The sequence below is a fragment of the Streptomyces sp. NPDC057428 genome (assembly GCF_042803195.1).
Classification (GTDB): Bacteria; Actinomycetota; Actinomycetes; order Streptomycetales; family Streptomycetaceae; genus Streptomyces.
In genome coordinates, this window is record NZ_JBHVCT010000010.1 from 15,703 (window position 1) to 31,799 (window position 16,097).

Annotated in this window: 18 protein-coding genes; 10 read left to right on the forward strand and 8 right to left on the reverse strand. The window is 71.0% G+C overall.

The features are described 5' to 3' along the window. The first annotated feature begins 3 nt into the window (after positions 1-3). Both ACFU5K_RS06260 and ACFU5K_RS06265 read left to right on the forward strand, forming a co-directional pair. Positions 4-1,170: a threonine aldolase family protein gene (locus tag ACFU5K_RS06260; RefSeq protein WP_384057535.1), complete on the forward strand. Its 1,167-nt coding sequence runs from the start codon at positions 4-6 to the stop codon at positions 1,168-1,170. A gap of 327 nt (positions 1,171-1,497) precedes the next feature. Next, a complete protein-coding gene (locus tag ACFU5K_RS06265; protein ID WP_384057656.1) occupies positions 1,498-2,610 on the forward strand; it encodes a DUF5937 family protein in 1,113 nt (370 codons plus the stop codon). Between the two features lie 24 nt (positions 2,611-2,634). On the opposite strand, the gene ACFU5K_RS06270 is transcribed toward ACFU5K_RS06265, so the two are convergent. Next, positions 2,635-3,306, reverse strand: a complete 672-nt coding sequence (locus tag ACFU5K_RS06270) for a response regulator (protein ID WP_384057537.1) — start codon at positions 3,304-3,306, stop codon at positions 2,635-2,637. A gap of 17 nt (positions 3,307-3,323) precedes the next feature. Then, a complete protein-coding gene (locus ACFU5K_RS06275; RefSeq protein WP_384057538.1) occupies positions 3,324-4,532 on the reverse strand; it encodes a sensor histidine kinase in 1,209 nt (402 codons plus the stop codon). A 96-nt stretch (positions 4,533-4,628) separates the two neighbouring features. On the opposite strand from ACFU5K_RS06275, the gene ACFU5K_RS06280 reads away from it, so the two are divergent. Beyond that, positions 4,629-5,627 carry an SAM-dependent methyltransferase gene (locus tag ACFU5K_RS06280; RefSeq protein WP_384057539.1) on the forward strand — a complete coding sequence of 333 codons (999 nt, stop codon included), beginning with the start codon at positions 4,629-4,631 and terminating at the stop codon, positions 5,625-5,627. Next, positions 5,624-6,766, forward strand: coding sequence for an NADH-quinone oxidoreductase subunit D (locus tag ACFU5K_RS06285; RefSeq protein ID WP_384057541.1), 1,143 nt, complete (start codon positions 5,624-5,626; stop codon positions 6,764-6,766). Before ACFU5K_RS06280 ends, ACFU5K_RS06285 begins: the two co-directional genes overlap by 4 nt. 24 nt (positions 6,767-6,790) lie before the next feature. On the opposite strand, the gene ACFU5K_RS06290 is transcribed toward ACFU5K_RS06285, so the two are convergent. From ACFU5K_RS06290 to ACFU5K_RS06305, 4 genes are all read right to left on the reverse strand, one after another. Next, the gene (locus ACFU5K_RS06290) at positions 6,791-7,819 is read right to left on the reverse strand and encodes a hypothetical protein (protein ID WP_384057543.1); all 1,029 of its coding nucleotides are present in this window, start codon (positions 7,817-7,819) and stop codon (positions 6,791-6,793) included. Between the two features lie 99 nt (positions 7,820-7,918). After that, positions 7,919-8,899, reverse strand: a complete 981-nt coding sequence (locus tag ACFU5K_RS06295; protein ID WP_384057544.1) for a glycine betaine ABC transporter substrate-binding protein — start codon at positions 8,897-8,899, stop codon at positions 7,919-7,921. A 53-nt stretch (positions 8,900-8,952) separates the two neighbouring features. Then, complete coding sequence (locus ACFU5K_RS06300) at positions 8,953-9,627, reverse strand: ABC transporter permease (RefSeq protein ID WP_384057545.1); 675 nt, start codon at positions 9,625-9,627, stop codon at positions 8,953-8,955. Positions 9,628-9,630: 3 nt separating this feature from the next. After that, on the reverse strand, positions 9,631-10,350 hold the full coding sequence (locus tag ACFU5K_RS06305) for an ABC transporter permease (RefSeq protein ID WP_384057548.1): 720 nt from the start codon (positions 10,348-10,350) through the stop codon (positions 9,631-9,633). Positions 10,351-10,479: 129 nt separating this feature from the next. Between ACFU5K_RS06305 and ACFU5K_RS06310 the strand changes: the two genes are divergently transcribed. The 6 genes from ACFU5K_RS06310 (at position 10,480) to ACFU5K_RS06335 (ending at position 14,908) form a co-directional block, all read left to right on the forward strand. Continuing rightward, a complete protein-coding gene (locus ACFU5K_RS06310) occupies positions 10,480-11,655 on the forward strand; it encodes a betaine/proline/choline family ABC transporter ATP-binding protein (protein WP_384057550.1) in 1,176 nt (391 codons plus the stop codon). A gap of 187 nt (positions 11,656-11,842) precedes the next feature. Beyond that, entirely contained in the window at positions 11,843-12,703 is an 861-nt protein-coding gene (gene folP, locus ACFU5K_RS06315) for a dihydropteroate synthase (protein WP_384057552.1), read from the forward strand. Continuing rightward, positions 12,700-13,182, forward strand: a complete 483-nt coding sequence (locus ACFU5K_RS06320; protein WP_384057554.1) for a nuclear transport factor 2 family protein — start codon at positions 12,700-12,702, stop codon at positions 13,180-13,182. The genes folP and ACFU5K_RS06320 overlap by 4 nt, the downstream gene beginning before the upstream one ends. Before the next feature lie 192 nt (positions 13,183-13,374). Next, a complete protein-coding gene (folB, locus tag ACFU5K_RS06325) occupies positions 13,375-13,734 on the forward strand; it encodes a dihydroneopterin aldolase (protein WP_327117314.1) in 360 nt (119 codons plus the stop codon). Further along, positions 13,731-14,342 carry a 2-amino-4-hydroxy-6-hydroxymethyldihydropteridine diphosphokinase gene (gene folK, locus ACFU5K_RS06330; RefSeq protein ID WP_384057556.1) on the forward strand — a complete coding sequence of 204 codons (612 nt, stop codon included), beginning with the start codon at positions 13,731-13,733 and terminating at the stop codon, positions 14,340-14,342. The genes folB and folK overlap by 4 nt, the downstream gene beginning before the upstream one ends. Positions 14,343-14,422: 80 nt before the next feature. Continuing rightward, positions 14,423-14,908: a DUF3180 domain-containing protein gene (locus ACFU5K_RS06335; RefSeq protein ID WP_384057658.1), complete on the forward strand. Its 486-nt coding sequence runs from the start codon at positions 14,423-14,425 to the stop codon at positions 14,906-14,908. A gap of 59 nt (positions 14,909-14,967) precedes the next feature. Here ACFU5K_RS06335 and ACFU5K_RS06340 read toward each other — a convergent pair whose 3' ends face one another. Further along, complete coding sequence (locus ACFU5K_RS06340) at positions 14,968-15,318, reverse strand: VOC family protein (protein WP_384057558.1); 351 nt, start codon at positions 15,316-15,318, stop codon at positions 14,968-14,970. 110 nt (positions 15,319-15,428) lie between these two features. After that, positions 15,429-16,034 carry a GTP cyclohydrolase I FolE gene (folE, locus tag ACFU5K_RS06345; RefSeq protein WP_327117307.1) on the reverse strand — a complete coding sequence of 202 codons (606 nt, stop codon included), beginning with the start codon at positions 16,032-16,034 and terminating at the stop codon, positions 15,429-15,431. Positions 16,035-16,097: the final 63 nt, after the last annotated feature.

Genomic DNA, 16,097 nt, shown 5'->3' on the forward strand with positions numbered 1-16,097 from the left:
GCCATGGGAGTCACCGATGAACAGAAGCAGCGGCACCGCAGGCTGACCGCCTGGCGGGCGTCCGGAAAGGTCTTGGCGCGGGCGTCCGCGGACCACACCCTCGGCGAGCGGCTGACCGCACTGGCCGCCGGCGCCGGCGCGGTCCACGACCTGGACGAGTGGACGGACGTGTACGGCGACGGGGTCGTCGCCGAGGTCGAGCGGCGCACCGCGGATCTGCTCGGCATGGAGGCCGCCGCGTTCTTCCCGACCGGGACGATGGCCCAGCAGGTCGCCCTGCGCTGCTGGGCGGCGCGGACCGGCAGTCCGGTCGTGGCGCTGCACCCGTTGTCCCACCCCGAGGTGCACGAGCGGGGTGCGCTCACCTCGGTGAGCGGGCTGCGCACCGTGCACCCGACGACCGCACCGCGGCAGATCACCGCGGACGACGTCCGCGGCTTCCCCGAGCCGTTCGGCACGCTGATGCTGGAGCTCCCGCTGCGCGACGCCGGGTTCGTCCTGCCCACCTGGGAAGAGCTGGAGGCCGTCGTGGCCGCAGCGCGGGAACGGGACGCGGTGGTCCACCTGGACGGGGCGCGGCTGTGGGAGTGCACCGAGCACTTCGGGCGCGGCCTGCCGGAGGTGGCGGCGCTCGCCGACAGTGTCTATCTGTCCTTCTACAAGTCCCTGGACGGGCTGTCCGGCGCGCTGCTCGCAGGCTCCGAGTCGCTGGTCGACGAGGCGCGGACCTGGCGCCACCGGTACGGCGGGCAGGTCTTCCAGCAGTATCCGGCCGCTCTCTCCGCCCTGCTCGGCCTGGAGCGGGAGCTGCCGAGGCTGCCGTCGTACGTGGCACACGCGAAGGTGGTCGCAGAAGCCCTCGCGGAGGGCCTCAAAGAGGCCGCGCTGCCGTGGTCCCGCGTGCATCCCCGGCCGCCGCACACGCACCAGTTCCAGGTCTGGCTGCCGTACGCCGCCGAGGTGCTGGACGAGGCCTCGGTGCGTCAGGCCGAGGAGACGGGCACGACGTTGTTCCGCCGCTGGTTCCCCGCTCCTTCGGGGCCGCCCGGACTCTCGTTCACCGAAGTCACGGTGGCCGCGCCGGGACTGGAGTGGACAGCGGCCGACGTACGCGAGGCGGTGGCGGGCTTCGTCGCACGCCTGCGGGAGGAGTCCCCCGCCCAGGCGTAGCGAACGGCTCCCGGGCGCCCGGTCCTGTGCGCGGACGGGCGCCCGCGGCCTCCCTGGCCCGGTTCTCAGGCGCACGGCGGGCGGTGGGCGGCGGGCCCAGGTGCGGATGCGTCCGCAGATCAGGCGCAGGACCTCCCGGTCGTGCGTCCCGGGCAACGGCGGCGGGGCCTCTTTGTGCCGTACCGCGCGATAGCTGTCGAGCATGTGCTGCTGAACGCTGTCCATGAATCCAGCGTGACCCCGTGTGGGCGGGTCCGCCCGTGGACCCACCCCCGCCGTCGAGTGGCACGGTCCGCTCCCGGCACCGGGCACTATGGAGCGGTGAGCGTGCACATCGACATCGCGGGCCTGCCACCCGAGCGCATATTCTTCGAGATCTCCCCCCTCGCAGAGCTGGGGCTGGCCCTGCACGCGCTGTCCGAGCCGGGTCACCACCCAGGCCTCCACGGCTGGAGGACGGCGACGGCGGCCGCCCTGGAGCCTGACCTCGCCGACCGTCTCCACGAGGCGGAGTTCCTGTGGCGCAACATCTTCTCCGATGTCTTCATGCCGTTCGCGGGTGTCCGGGGCGGGGACGGCAGGACCGGTTCGACCCTCGCCGAGGACCTGGACATCCTGGACAGGCTCGACGACGAGCGCTTCGTCTCGGCGGCCCTGGAGTTCACCTGTTCGAGCCTGTACGACACGAGGGCGCCTTCCCCGCTCGCCGACTCCGGCATGCGGACGCGCGCGCTGGAGATGGCGACGGCCAGAGGCCCGAAGCAACTGGACTTCACCCGCCAGCTGCTGGCCGACCCCGGATCCGTACGCGGCTGGGTGCGGCGCCTGTTGGAGGACTGCGACCAGGCGTTCTTCGCCGACACCTGGCAGCGGGTCCGGATCCAGCTGGCCGCCGACGCCCGGCACAAGACGGAGGTCCTGCGGCACAAGGGGATCAGCGCCGCCATGGCCGCGGTCTCGGCGGCCCTCACACTCGACGAGGACGCCGGCCGCATCAGCGTCGACAAGCTGACCACCCGCCGCACGGACGCGTCCGGTTCGGCGGCCGGCACCGGTCTCACCCTCATCCCCACCAGCTTCGGCTGGCCGCATCTGACGGTGCTGCACGCCCCCGACTGGCGCCCGGTGATCCTTTACCCGGTGCACCGGCCAGAACTGCCCTCCCCCGCCCCGGTCGAGCTGCTCCAGCTCCGGATGGAGGCACTTGCCCACCCGCTGCGGATGCGGATCTGCCGGAACCTGGCCCGCTCCCCGTACACCACGGGCGAACTCGCCGACTCGCACGGCATCACCCCTCCCGAGGTCTCGCGCCACCTCGCGGTGCTGAAGAAGGCGGGCCTGGTCACCACCCGGCGGCGCGGGCGGTACGTCCTGCACGCGCTGGACCTGACCGTGGTGGCCCGGTTGGGCAGCGACTTCCTGGAAGGGCTGCTGCGGTGACGGCGGCCCTCCGCCGTACGGGGCTCAACCCGCTCCGCCTGCCCTGACCAGACCGGTCTCGTACGCGAGGACGACCACCTGGACGCGGTCGCGCAGGGCCAGCTTGGTGAGGATCCGCCCCACGTGTGTCTTGACCGTCGCCTCGGACAGCACCAGACGGCCGGCGATCTCACCGTTCGAAAGGCCCTGGGCGACCAGCAGCATCACTTCGCGCTCGCGCCCCGTCAGCTTCTCGACGGCCGTGTGCTGCGGCTCCTTCGTGCTGCTCGGCAGCATCGGCGAGAAGCGGTCCAGCAGCCTGCGGGTCGTGGACGGCGCGACCACGGCGTCGCCACTGTGCACCGAGCGGATCGCGGAGAGCAGTTCGGCGGGCGGCACGTCCTTCAGCATGAAACCGCCGGCGCCGGCCTTCAGACCGGAGAAGGCGTACTCGTCCAGGTCGAACGTCGTCAGGATCAGCACCTTGGGCGGGTCGTCCGCCGCGCAGATGCGCCGGGTCGCCTCGACGCCGTCGAGCCTCGGCATGCGTACGTCCATCAGAACCACGTCGACGACGGTGGACCGCAGGACCTCGATCGCCTCGGCCCCGTCCCCGGCCTCCGCGACGACCTCCATGTCCGGCTGCGCGGCGAGCACCATGCGGAACCCGGTGCGCAGCAGCGCCTGGTCGTCGACGAGCATCACGCGGATCGTCATGGGGTCCCGTCCCTCTGTCACTGGTTCGCCGGCTTGAGCGGAAGCAGGGCGCTGATCCGGAAGCCGCCACCCTGGCGCGGACCCGCGTCCAGCGTGCCGCCGACCATGCCGACCCGCTCGCGCATGCCGATCATTCCCTGGCCGGCGCCGTCGGCCCCGCCGTCCTCGTACAACTCGTGCGGTGCGCCCCGGCCGTCGTCCTCGACGAGCAGCCCGAGGCCGTCGTCGAAGTAGACAAGGCGCACGCTCGCCCCGACGTCCGGGCCGCCGTGCTTGCGGGTGTTGGTGAGCGCTTCCTGGACGATGCGGTAGGCGGTCAGTTCGACCCCTCTCGGCAGCGGACGCGGGGTGCCCTCGATCTTGAAGTCCACGGCCAGGCCGGTCTCCCTGACCTTCGTGACGAGTTCCTCGATCTGCTCGACGTCGGGCTGCGGGACGTACTCACCGCTCTCCTCGGCGTCACCGGTCCGCAGCACGCCGAGCAGCCTGCGCATCTCGGCGAGTGCCTGGCGGCCGGTGCCGGAGATGGTCTCCAGGGCCTGGCGGGCCTGGTCGGGGGACGTGTCCATGACGTAAGCCGCACCGTCGGCCTGGACCACCATCACCGACACGTTGTGCGCGACGACGTCGTGCAGCTCGCGGGCGATACGGGCCCGTTCGGCGGCGACGGCCACCTTCGACTGGGCCTCACGCTCCCGCTCCAGCCGCGCGGCCCGCTCCTCCAGCTGGCTGAAGTAGGCCCGCCGGGTCCGTATGGAGTCGCCCAGCACCCAGGCCAGCACGAAGGGCACGGTCATCACGACGACGTAGAAGAAGCTCTGCGCCCAGCCGCCGGAGGGGGCTTCTTCGGGCCAGCGCAGCCGTGAGAGTGCCGCCGCCCCGAGGCTGCACCCCAGGGCGAGCCGGGAGGCCCAGCGCTCCCCCACCGTGGCCACCGTGTAGGTGATCACCAGCAGGGCGAAGTCCGCCGCGTCGGGACGCACCCCCAACAGCAGCTGCGCGAGCCCCATCAGGATCGCGAGGAGCAGCATCTTCTCCGGTGCGCGGCGGCGCAGCGCGACCACGACGCTCAGGCCGACGGCGATCGGCACTGCGGCGACGCGCTCCCGGCCCCCGCCGACCTGGCCGGCCACGATGGACACGCCGGAGAGCCCGAGGAGGAAGACAGCCCAGAGGGTGTCGACGCCCGTCGGGTGTCTGCGGACGAAATCGTAGAAGCGCTGCACGTTACCCAGCGTAGGGACAGCTGATCGGTGCCCGGGTCAGCCGAAGGGCCGATCCGGGTCCTCGGACCGTACTCCCCAAGGTGGAGACTTGCCCATGTGACGGATGACTGGCGCCTGTGGCGGGAAGCGGCTGATGCCGCTTTGTACGGGGAAGAGGGTTTCTACCGGCGACCGGAGGGCCCCGCCGGACACTTCCGCACCTCGGTGCACGCCTCCCCGCTGTTCGCCACCGCCGTCGCCCGGCTCCTCGCCGCGACCGCCCGCGAACTGGGCACGGACGCGGTCGACCTCGTGGATGTCGGAGCCGGCCGCGGTGAGCTGCTGACCGGGGTGCTGGCGGCGCTGCGGGGCGGCGCCGTCGCCCCCGGCCTCACCGTGCGGGCGTACGCCGTGGAGATCGCCCCGCGCCCGCCCGGCCTGGACTCCGGGATCGAGTGGCGCACCGAACTCCCGGCCGGCACACGGGGGCTGCTGTTCGCCAACGAGTGGCTGGACAACGTCCCGACGCAGATCGCGCAGACCGACGAGGACGGGCGGGCGCGTTACGTCCTCGTACGGAAGGACGGCACGGAGCGGCTGGGGGACCCGGTGGCCGGGGCGGACGCCCGGTGGCTGGACCGCTGGTGGCCGCTGTCCAGGCCGGGCGACCGGGCGGAGATCGGCCTGCCGCGCGACGAGGCCTGGGCGCGGGCCGTCTCCTCGATGGCCGCCGGGACTGCGGTGGCGGTGGACTACGCGCACGTACGGGGATCGAGACCGCCGTTCGGGACGCTGACCGGATTCCGCGAGGGGCGTGAGGTACGGGCCGTACCGGACGGGCGGTGTGATCTGACCTCGCACGTGGCACTCGACGCGTGCGCGGCCGCGGCAGGCGGTACGGCGGAACTCCTGGACCAGCGGACGGCCCTGCGGGAACTGGGGATCAGCGGCGAACGACCCCCGCTGGCGCAGGCGTCGGCCGACCCGGCGGGCTATGTGCGTGCCCTCGCGTCGGCGGGCGGGGCGGCGGAGCTCACGGCCCGTGGCGGGCTCGGCGACTTCGGCTGGCTGCGGCAGCGGGTGCCCGGTGGCGAAGGGGGATACTGTCCCGCATGACGGAGACGATGATCGGTATCGGCGGCGCGGCGGAGAGCACCGACATGGTGCTGAACATCGGTCCGCAGCACCCCTCCACCCACGGTGTGCTCCGGCTGCGGCTCGTCCTGGACGGAGAGCGGATCCAGCAGGCCGAGCCGGTGATCGGTTACATGCACCGCGGTGCCGAGAAGCTCTTCGAGGCCCGCGACTACCGGCAGATCATCATGCTCGCCAACCGCCACGACTGGCTGTCGGCCTTCTCCAACGAGCTCGGGGTCGTCATGGCCGTCGAGCGCATGCTCGGAATGGAGGTCCCGGAGCGCGCGATCTGGACTAGGACGCTGCTCGCTGAGCTGAACCGGGTGCTGAACCATCTGATGTTCCTCGGCTCCTACCCCCTCGAACTCGGCGGCATCACACCGGTGTTCCACGCGTTCAGGGAGCGCGAGGAACTCCAGGCCGTCATGGAGGAGGTCTCCGGCGGCCGGATGCACTACATGTTCAACAGGGTCGGCGGCCTCAAGGAGGACCTGCCGGCCGGCTGGCTCGGCCGCGCCAGGGACGCCGTGGCGTCCGTGCGTTCGCGGATGGACGTGTACGACCGGCTGGTGCTCGGCAACGAGATCTTCCGCGGCCGCACCCGCGGCGTGGGGATCCTGTCCCCGGAGGCCGTGCACGCCTACGGGGTGTCCGGGCCGATCGCCCGCGCCTCCGGTGTCGACTTCGACCTCCGGCGCGACGAGCCGTACCTCGCCTACGGAGAACTCCAGGACACCCTCGCGGTCGTCACCCGGACCGAGGGCGACTGCCTGGCCCGCTTCGAGTGCCTGCTGGAACAGACCCACAACGCGCTGGCCCTCGCGGACGCCTGCCTCGACCGGATGGCGGACCTGGCGCCCGGCCCGATCAACCAGCGCCTGCCCAAGGTGCTGAAGGCACCGGAGGGGCACACCTACGCGTGGACCGAGAACCCGCTCGGCATCAACGGGTACTACCTGGTCTCCACAGGCGAGAAGACGCCGTACCGGCTGAAGCTGCGCTCCGCGTCGTACAACAACATCCAGGCGCTGACCGAGCTGCTGCCGGGCACACTCGTCGCCGACATGGTGGCGATCCTGGGTTCGCTCTTCTTCGTCGTCGGGGACATCGACAAGTAAGGTCCCGCGCGGTGCCGCCCCGGGCTACGAGGAGACGGCGCTGCGCAGTTCGACGACGTCCATCTGCTCGGTCTCGTCGTGCGCGGTCAGATCGATGACCTTGCCGGCCGCCCGGTTCTCGGCCGTGCCGGTGCGGTGAGCCGCCAGAGCCTCCTCGCCCACCACGTCGGCGAGGTCCTCGTTCTGCACGGACTCGATCGCGGCATCGGCCTTCTGCGTGCCGAAGAAGTCGAAGCTCCCCTGCGGGACGAGGTGGCGGCGCGACGCGGCGTAAGGGACGACGGCCGACGCCGCGGGGACGGCGCGGGGCGGGCGCGCCGGCGACAGCTGCTCCTGCTGCGCGGGAGCGGGGGTGGAGGGACGGCGGTGCTGGAGTTCGCCCGCTCCGGCGACCCCCGCGTGCTTCCCCTTGGGCCCGTTGCCCTCCGTTTCGCGATCGGCCGACCGCTCCGCGAGGTCGCGCTCCCGGGCCTGCTCGGCCGTGCGGCGGGCTTCCTGGAGGGCTGCGTTGCGGGTCAGGTCCTGCAGGGCCCGGGCTGCGCGCGCGTAGGCGTCCGGTGTCGGCGTCGAGCGTGCGGGGAGGAGTTCGCGCGGTGCGGACGCCTCGATGGCGAGCTGCCTGCGGCCCTCCAGTGCGCTGGCACGTTCCGTCTCGGCGTTGGCGTACCGGCGCAGGAGCGCGGCGTGTTCGCCCCGCAGGCCGGCGAGCTCCACCCGCTTGCGGCGGAGCCTGGTCTCCATCCGGGTGCGCAGCTCCCTTGATTCCTCGAGGTCCGCCTCGAGTTCGGCTATGCGCTCCTCGGTCTTCCACTCGTCGCTGACCCGGGCCCGGGTCAGCTCCGCGACGCGCAGCCCGGCGGCCCGGTCCCAGCTACGCATCAGGTAGGCGCCGGTGAGAGCGGCAGCCGCGGTGGCGGTCACCAGGGCACGCAGAGCCAGGGGTTCCGCGAGGAGCCAGGCTCCGGCGGCACACACGACCGGCACTCCGGCCACCACGGCGGGCGGCAGGATTCTGTGGAGGGGTGGCGAATGGCGGTGGCGTCCTCGTGGCATGGCTCGAAATTTACCGTGCGTACGAGTCACTTGGGAGGCCACCCGGCAATCTGTTCCCCGCCGGTTACCTTGTGGCCCCCCAAGTGCATCTTCCAGCTCCTACTTCTTGATCAAGCCCTTCGACCGCAGATACTCCTGGGCGGCATCGGCGGGCTTGGCGCGCTCTGCGTCGACCTTGCGGTTCAGTTCCGCCAGGTCCTCGGTGGTGAGTACGCCGGTGAGCTTCGCGAGAGCCTCGGCGATCTCCGGCGCACCGGCGTCCTTGGCATTGACCACGGGAAGGATGTTGTCCGCGTTCTGCAGCTTCTTGTCGTCCTCCAGGAACACCAGACCGTACGAATCGAGCACGGCGTCCGTGGTGGTGGTGAGGACCAGTTGGTCCTTGCCGTCCTTGACCGCCTGCTTGGACTGCGGAGTGCCGACGCCCTTCGGGTCGATCCCGGCCACGTCGATGCCGTAGGTCTTCTTCAGTCCCGGGGCGCAGAACGGACGCACCTCGCACTCGTCGCCCGCCGCGATCTTCACCTTGATCTTCGACTTGCCGAGATCGGAAAGCGTCTCAAGGCTGTTCTTCTGCGCGAATTCCTTCGACACGGCGAAGGCGTTCTGGTCGACGGCCTTCCCGGCCGGAAGGACCTTCAGCCCGAGCGGGGCGGCGAGCTTCTCCAGCGCGGTCACGGTGGCGGTCACGTCACCCGAGGCGACCGGGGTCTTCCCGGCCTCCTCCGCGCCGTTGGTCTTGGCGTTGAGGAATTCCGCGATGGTCGCCGCGTATTCGGGGACGACATCGATCTCGCCCTTCTCGAGGGAGGGCTCGTACAGCTCGCGGTTCTTCACCGTGGTGACCGAGGTGTCGTATCCGGCGCCGCCCAGCACCTGGGCGTAGAGCTCGGCGAGCACCTTGGACTCGGTGAACGCGGCGGCACCGACGACGAGCGAGCCCTTCTTGGAGCCGCCTGCGGCACCCGTGTCCGAGCCGCTCTTCCCCTCCTCCAGGCTGTCGCCGCCGCAAGCGGCGAGCGACCCTGCCAGCACGACCGCTCCGACGACCGCACCCGCTATGCGCGAGGTCCTGCTCATGTTCTTCTCCGTCCGCGAAAAAATGGTGTGCACAGTCCGATAAGCCCGTGCGCTCACACGGCCCGGCGGCGGCGCAGAGGCGACAGCAGCCGGTCCAGCGCCACGAGCACGCCCTCCACGACGAGGGCCAGGAGGGCGACGAGCACAGCACCGGCGAAGACCTGTGCCGTGTCGTAGGTATTGAATCCGGCGGTGATGATCCGGCCCAGGCCGCCGAGGCCGACCATGGCCGCGATCGACGCGGTGGCGACCACCTGGACGGCGGCGGACCGCAGGCCGGTCATGATCATCGGGTAGGCCAGTGGAAGCTCGACCCGCAGGAAGAGCTGCGCACCCGACATCCCCATGCCGCGCGCGGCCTCCAGCACCGACCTGTCCACCTCGGTCATCCCGACATAGGCGTTGGTCAGCAGCGGGGGCACGGCGAACAGCACCAGGGCGATGACGGTGGGCAGATAACCGGAGTTGCGCAGGGGCGTCATCATGAAAAGGGCCAGCACCGCGAACACGGGAACCGCGCGCCCCACGTTGGACACGTTGACCGCGAGCGCCCCTCCCTTGCCCGAGTGCCCCAGATACAGCGCGACCGGCAGGGCGATGGCGCAGGCGACCGCGAGAGCGAGCCCGCTGACGTAAAGGTGCTCGCCGAGCCGCTGCGCGGCGCCGCCCTCCCCCGACCAGTTGGCACCGGTGGTGAGCCAGGCCCAGGCCTCTCCTACGACTCCCATGGATCAGCCCGCCTCCGTCTTGACGATGCCCGGCGCTCCGGGCGCCCCTGCGGGCCTCCGTATCCGGGTCCAGGGCGTGAGCAGGCGCTGGAGGCCCAGCAACAGCAGGTCGGCGGCCACCGCGAGCAGCACGCAGAGCACGGACGCGGTGAGCACCTGGGCCTTGAAGAAGCTCGGCAGGGCGTCCTCGATGAGATTCCCGAGTCCGCCCTTGCCGACCAGCGAGCCGACCGTGGTCAGCGCGACCGTCGACACGGTCGCGATCCGCAGACCGGCCATCAGCGCGGGCAGCGCCAGCGGGAGCTCCACCTCCCAGAGGAGCCGCGCCGGCCCGTAGCCCATACCCTTCGCGGCTTCCCTGGCCTCCTCCGGCACGGCTTCGAGGCCGGCGAGGATGTTGCGCACGAGGATCGTCAGCGAATACAGCACCAGGCCCGTGACGACGAGCGCGGCCGAGAGTCCGAAGACCGGCAGCAGCAGCGAGAACATCGCCAGCGACGGCACGGTGTAGAGCACCGTCGTCAGTCCCAGCACGGGTCCGGCGAAATGCCGGCCCCGGCGCGCGAGCAGGGCGAGCGGAAAGGCCACCACGAGGCCTATCAGCACGGAGGCCGACGTGATCCAGATGTGCTGGAGCGTGGCATCGGTCAACTCATGGCTGCGGGAACGCAGATACTCACCGCAGATCCAGTCGTTCGCCACCAGGCAGTTCTGGTCGGCCATCCGTCCCCACCTCCTGTTGCCGTCACGACTCCGGTCCCCGGTGACCCTATCCTCAACCACCGACAATCGCCGAGGCTGTCGTATTCCGGCAACATGGCCTTCACAGAACCCGCGTCACAATAGGGAATCATGATCCGTTTCGAGCACGTCACCAAGCGGTACGCGGACGGCACCACCGCCGTCGACGGCCTTTCCTTCGAGGTCGCCGAGGGTGAACTGGTCACGCTCGTCGGACCTTCCGGCTGCGGCAAGACGACCACCATGAAGATGGTGAACCGCCTGATCGAACCGACCGAGGGACGAATATTCCTCGACGGGGACGACATATCGGCCATCGACCCCGTCCAACTCCGCCGCCGAATCGGTTATGTCATCCAGCAGGTGGGACTCTTCCCGCACAAGACGGTCCTTGAGAACACCGCGACCGTCCCCCATCTCCTCGGCTGGAAGCGGGGGAAAGCACAGGAACGCGCCGCTGAACTGCTGGATCTCGTCGGACTGGATCCCTCCGTCTACGGCGGCCGCTATCCCGAGCAGCTTTCCGGCGGCCAGCGCCAACGCGTGGGCGTGGCACGCGCCCTCGCCGCGGACCCACCGGTTCTGCTCATGGACGAACCTTTCGGCGCGGTCGACCCGGTCGTCCGGGAAAGGCTGCAGAACGAATTCCTGAAACTGCAGGCGCGGGTGCGCAAGACCGTGCTCTTCGTCACTCACGACATCGAGGAAGCCGTCCGGCTCGGCGACCGCATCGCCGTGTACGGGCAGGGCCGCATCGAGCAGTTCGACACCCCCGCCACGGTGCTCGGGGCCCCTGCCACTCCGTACGTCGCCGACTTCGTCGGGGCCGACCGGGGCCTGAAGCGGCTCTCGGTCACGCCCATCGAGGAGAGCGACCTGGAACAGCCCCCGGTCGTCCACCTCGACGACTCCCTGGCGGGGGCGACCGAGCGGCTGCGGGCGGACGGCGCTCGCTGGGCCGTCGTACTCGACAGCCAGGACAAGCTGCACGGCTGGATCCCCGCGGGCGACGCGCTGACGGCCAAGGGCACGGTCCGCGAACACGCGCGGCGCATGGAGGCCTGGCTGCCGCTCGGCGCACCGCTCAAGCAGGCCTTCTCCACGATGCTGCAGCACGACGCGGGCTGGATAGCCGTCATCGACAAGGAGAGCGCGGGCCGTTTCCTCGGTGTACTCACGCCCGCACGCCTCCACGAGGCACTGCGCCGCTCGATCGACGCGGACGCCCAGGACGTACCGCGCGCCCAGGTCGCCGTGGAGACCGTGGCCGGCGTCGGCTCCCCCTGATGAGGGCCCCACCCCGTCCCGCCGACCACCGCACCCCGCGTCCATCCGGCTGAATCAGGCACGGGGGATCCGGTCCGCGGCGGCACGACGGGAGTGCCTCGCCGGGAGGCCACCGCCCCCGGACCGGCGGGAGAGCCCCGTGTCCGGTACGGCCCGGCCGGGCACTTCCCGGGCCTAGGCTGGTCGTATGAGTACGTTGCGAGGACGGGGCACAGTGCGGGGCCTGCCGGAGTGGGACCGCTGCGCGGTCATGGGAGTCGTCAATGTGACACCCGACTCCTTCTCCGACGGCGGCCACTGGTTCGACACCACGGCGGCGATCAAGCACGGCCTCGAACTGGTGGCCGAAGGCGCGGATCTGGTCGACGTCGGTGGCGAGTCGACCCGCCCGGGGGCCAGCAGGGTCGACGAGGCGGAGGAACTGCGGCGAGTGATCCCCGTCGTGCGGGGACTGACCTCCGAGGGCGTCACCGTCTCCGTCGACACCATGCGTGCCCACGTCGCGGAGCGGTCCGTCGCCGCCGGTGCCGCGATGGTCAACGACGTGAGCGGGGGCCTGGCGGACCCGGGCATGATCCCGGTCGTCGCAGACGCCGGCGTGCCGTTCGTCGTCATGCACTGGCGTGGTTTCAGCGAGTCGATGAACAGCCGTGCCGTCTACGGGGACGTCGTGGGCGAGGTGGTCGCCGAGCTGCGCGCCCGCATGGAGGCCGTGATCGACGGCGGGGTCGACCCCGCGAGGCTCGTCATCGACCCCGGGCTGGGCTTCGCCAAGAACGCCGCCCAGGACCTGGCGCTGGTGGCACACCTCGACCGGCTCCACGACCTGGGCAGGCCGTTGCTCGTCGCCGCTTCCCGCAAGCGGTTCCTCGGTCATGTCCTGGCGGGCGAAGGGGAGACTCCGCCGCCCGCCAGGGAACGCGACGCCGCGACGGCCGCCGTCTCGGCGCTGTCGGCCGGGGCGGGCGCCTGGGCCGTCCGGGTGCATGCCGTACGGCCCACCGCGGACGCGGTACGGGTGGCCCGCGCCGTGGAAGGAGCCGCATGAGCGCCCCGCGGGACGAGCACGAGGCCGCCGCCGCCGACATCGCCGCGGTCGAGCAGGCCAACACCGCCTTCTACGAGGCGATGGAACGCGGCGACCTCGACGAGCTGTCGGCTCTCTGGCTGCCCGGCGAGGATCTCACCGTCTCCTGCGTCCACCCCGGCTGGCCGGTGCTCGCGGGCCGCGGCGAGGTACTGCGGAGCTACGCACTCATCATGGCGGACACCGAGTACATCCAGTTCTTCCTGACCGACGTCGGGGTCTCGATGACCGGTGACACCGCCCTGGTGACCTGCACCGAGAACATCCTGAGCGGTGGTCCCGCGGAGGAGGGCAACGACCTGGGCCCGCTCGTCGGGCAGCTCGTCGTCGCCACCAACGTGTTCCGCCGCACACCCGAGGGCTGGAAGCTCTGGTCGCACCACGGCTCACCCGTACTGGCCGAGACCGGCGAGGAGGGGGACGAGGACCCGTCTTCCTGACCCGCCGGGCCGGCACTCGGATGATTGCGCTTCCCGATCACGGGGTATAGGCGGCTACCAACCCACTGCCGGGTTACGCGCACGCCCCGCGGGCAGGAGCTGTCGGTGCCCGCGGGTAGATTCAAAAGACGGCACCTCTCCGCCCGCACGCGGCCGGTGCCTCCAGAGACGACAACAGCAGGAGTGATTCGCGTGGATCGTGTCGCGCTGCGCGGCCTCAAAGCCCGTGGGCACCACGGTGTCTTCCCGAAGGAACGCGAAGAGGGCCAGACCTTCATCGTGGACCTGGTGCTCGGCCTCGACACCCGCCCCGCGGCAGCCGCGGACGACCTCACCAAGACCGTCCACTACGGCGTGGTGGCGGAAGAGGTCGTCGACGTCGTCAAGGGTGAGCCCGTCGATCTGATCGAGACCCTCGCGGAACGCATCGCGCAACAGTGCCTCAAGCACGAGGGCGTCCAGGAGGTCGAGGTCGTCGTCCACAAGCCGGACGCACCGATCACCGTCCCCTTCGACGACGTGACCATCACCATCACCCGGAGCCGAGCATGACCGCATTTTCCACCGAGGGGCAGAGCGACCCGACCGTTCAGCCGGTTCCCACGTCCGTGGTCGAGCAGGTCGACGCGGCGGACGTCACCCTCTCCAATCCGAAACGGGCCGTGATCTCCCTCGGCTCCAACCTCGGCAACCGCCTCGAAACCCTCCAGGGCGCCATCGACGCCCTGGAGGACACCCCCGGCCTGCGGGTCAAGGCGGTCTCCCCGGTCTACGAGACCGAGCCCTGGGGCGTCGATCCCGGCTCCCAGCCGTCGTACCTCAACGCGGTGATCGTGGTGAAGACGACCCTGCCCCCGTCCTCCCTGCTGGAGCGCGGTCAGGCCATCGAGGAGGCCTTCGACCGGGTCCGCGAGGAGCGCTGGGGACCGCGCACCATCGACGTCGACATCGTGTCGTACGCCGATGTGGTCTCCGACGACCCGCTGCTCACCCTGCCCCACCCGCGCGCCCACGAGCGCGCCTTCGTCCTCGCCCCCTGGCACGACGTGGACCCGGAGGCCCAACTGCCGGGCGCCGGGGCGGTCGCCGACCTGCTGAGCGGTGTCGGACGCGACGGGGTGCTTGCCCGACCCGACCTGGAACTCCGTCTCCCCGAGTAGTCGTTAGGCTCAGGGACGGACGACACCGGCAGACGGACTGCACGGTGGCCACGGCGGCGCGGCGAAGGGCGGCACTCTCGGTGAAGCAACTACGGCTCAGGCTGCTGGCCGGACTCTTCGTCGGAGCCGGCGTGCTGTCCTGGGGGGCGGCCCGCCTCTGGGACTCCCTGGGCACCCTGCCGAGCGTGCCTATCGCCGCACCCATCGTGCTGGCCGCGATCGCCGCGGTCCTGCTCGCCGCGGCCCTGTCCATCCGGGCCCGGCTGCGGGCACAGCGGGAGCGGCGGCCGGGCGCGAAGGGCGTGGAACCGCTCATGGCGGCGCGCGCCCTGGTCTTCGGGCAGGCGAGCGCGCTCGTCGCCTCACTGGTGTGCGGGCTGTACGGCGGCACGGGCGTCTTCCTGCTCGGCTCCCTCGACGTGCCGCCGCGTCGGGACCAGGCCATCTACGCGGGCTTCGCCGTCCTGGCCGGTGTCGCGATCGTCGCCGCCGCCCTCTTCCTGGAGCGCGTCTGCAGGCTTCCGGACGACAAGGACAACGACAGGCACGGCGCTCAGGCGGCCTGAGTCCGCGCCCGGGACGCCCCGGCCGGTTACAGGCTGCGTCCGGCTGCAAGGAGGGCTCCTCAGCCGGCCACCGGGTTCTCGATCAGGGTGACCCGGTTCCCGTCGGGATCGTGGACAGCGGCGAAGCGCACGGCGCCCGCGCCCGGCTGAGTCCCGCCCGCGGTGATCCCCCGGCCGGCCAGATCCGCGAGCGCCCGGTCCAGATCGTCGACCACCAGGTTGACCAGGGCGCCGCCCGCATGCTCGGGCGACCGGAACACCTGGAGCCAGGCGTCCGGTGAGATGTGCCAGTCGGCCAGCCCGTCCATGGGCCTGGTGTCCGCCGGGCGCCCGAAAAGCCTCTCGTACCACTCCAGCGCGGGTTCGAAGGCCGTCACGGGCGCCACCGCGAGCACATGGGTGAATGGCATGGGAACTCCTCTTCCTGGTGGAGACGGCCCGTGGGCCGCCGTCACCAGGGTGGACTCCCACCGCCGCCCGAACTCATCGGCACGCCGCGTGGGCCGTGCGGGGCTCCAGGTCAGCGCGCCATGATGAGGCTCATCGCCTCGGCGCGCGTGGCGGAGTCCCTCAGCTGGCCGCGCACCGCGGAGGTGATGGTCTTGGCCCCCGGCTTACGGATGCCGCGCATCGACATGCACATGTGCTCGCACTCGACGACCACGATGACCCCGCGTGGCTCCAGGATCGCCATGAGCGACTCGGCGATCTGAGTGGTGAGCCGTTCCTGCACCTGCGGCCGCCGGGCATAGACGTCGACCAGCCTGGCCAGTTTGGACAGCCCCGTGATCTTGCCGCTGGTCGCCGGGATGTATCCGACGTGCGCGACGCCGCGGAAGGGCACCAGGTGGTGCTCGCAGGTGCTGAACACCTCGATGTCCTTGACCAGCACCATCTCGTCGTGGCCGAGGTCGAACGTCGTCGTCAGCACGTCCTCGGGCTCCTGGTGGAGACCCGCGAATATCTCCTTGTACGCACGTGCCACCCGGCCCGGAGTCTCGCGCAGGCCCTCGCGGTCCGGGTCCTCTCCGACGGCGATGAGGAGCTCCCGTACAGCGGACTCGGCCCTCTTCTCGTCGAATACGCCGATCGAACCCTGCCCGTCCAGCGTCACCGGGTCGGTCATCTGTGCCTCGTTCCTCTGTGCAGTCACATGCGCGGGCCCGCCCGGACTCACGGAACACGGCAG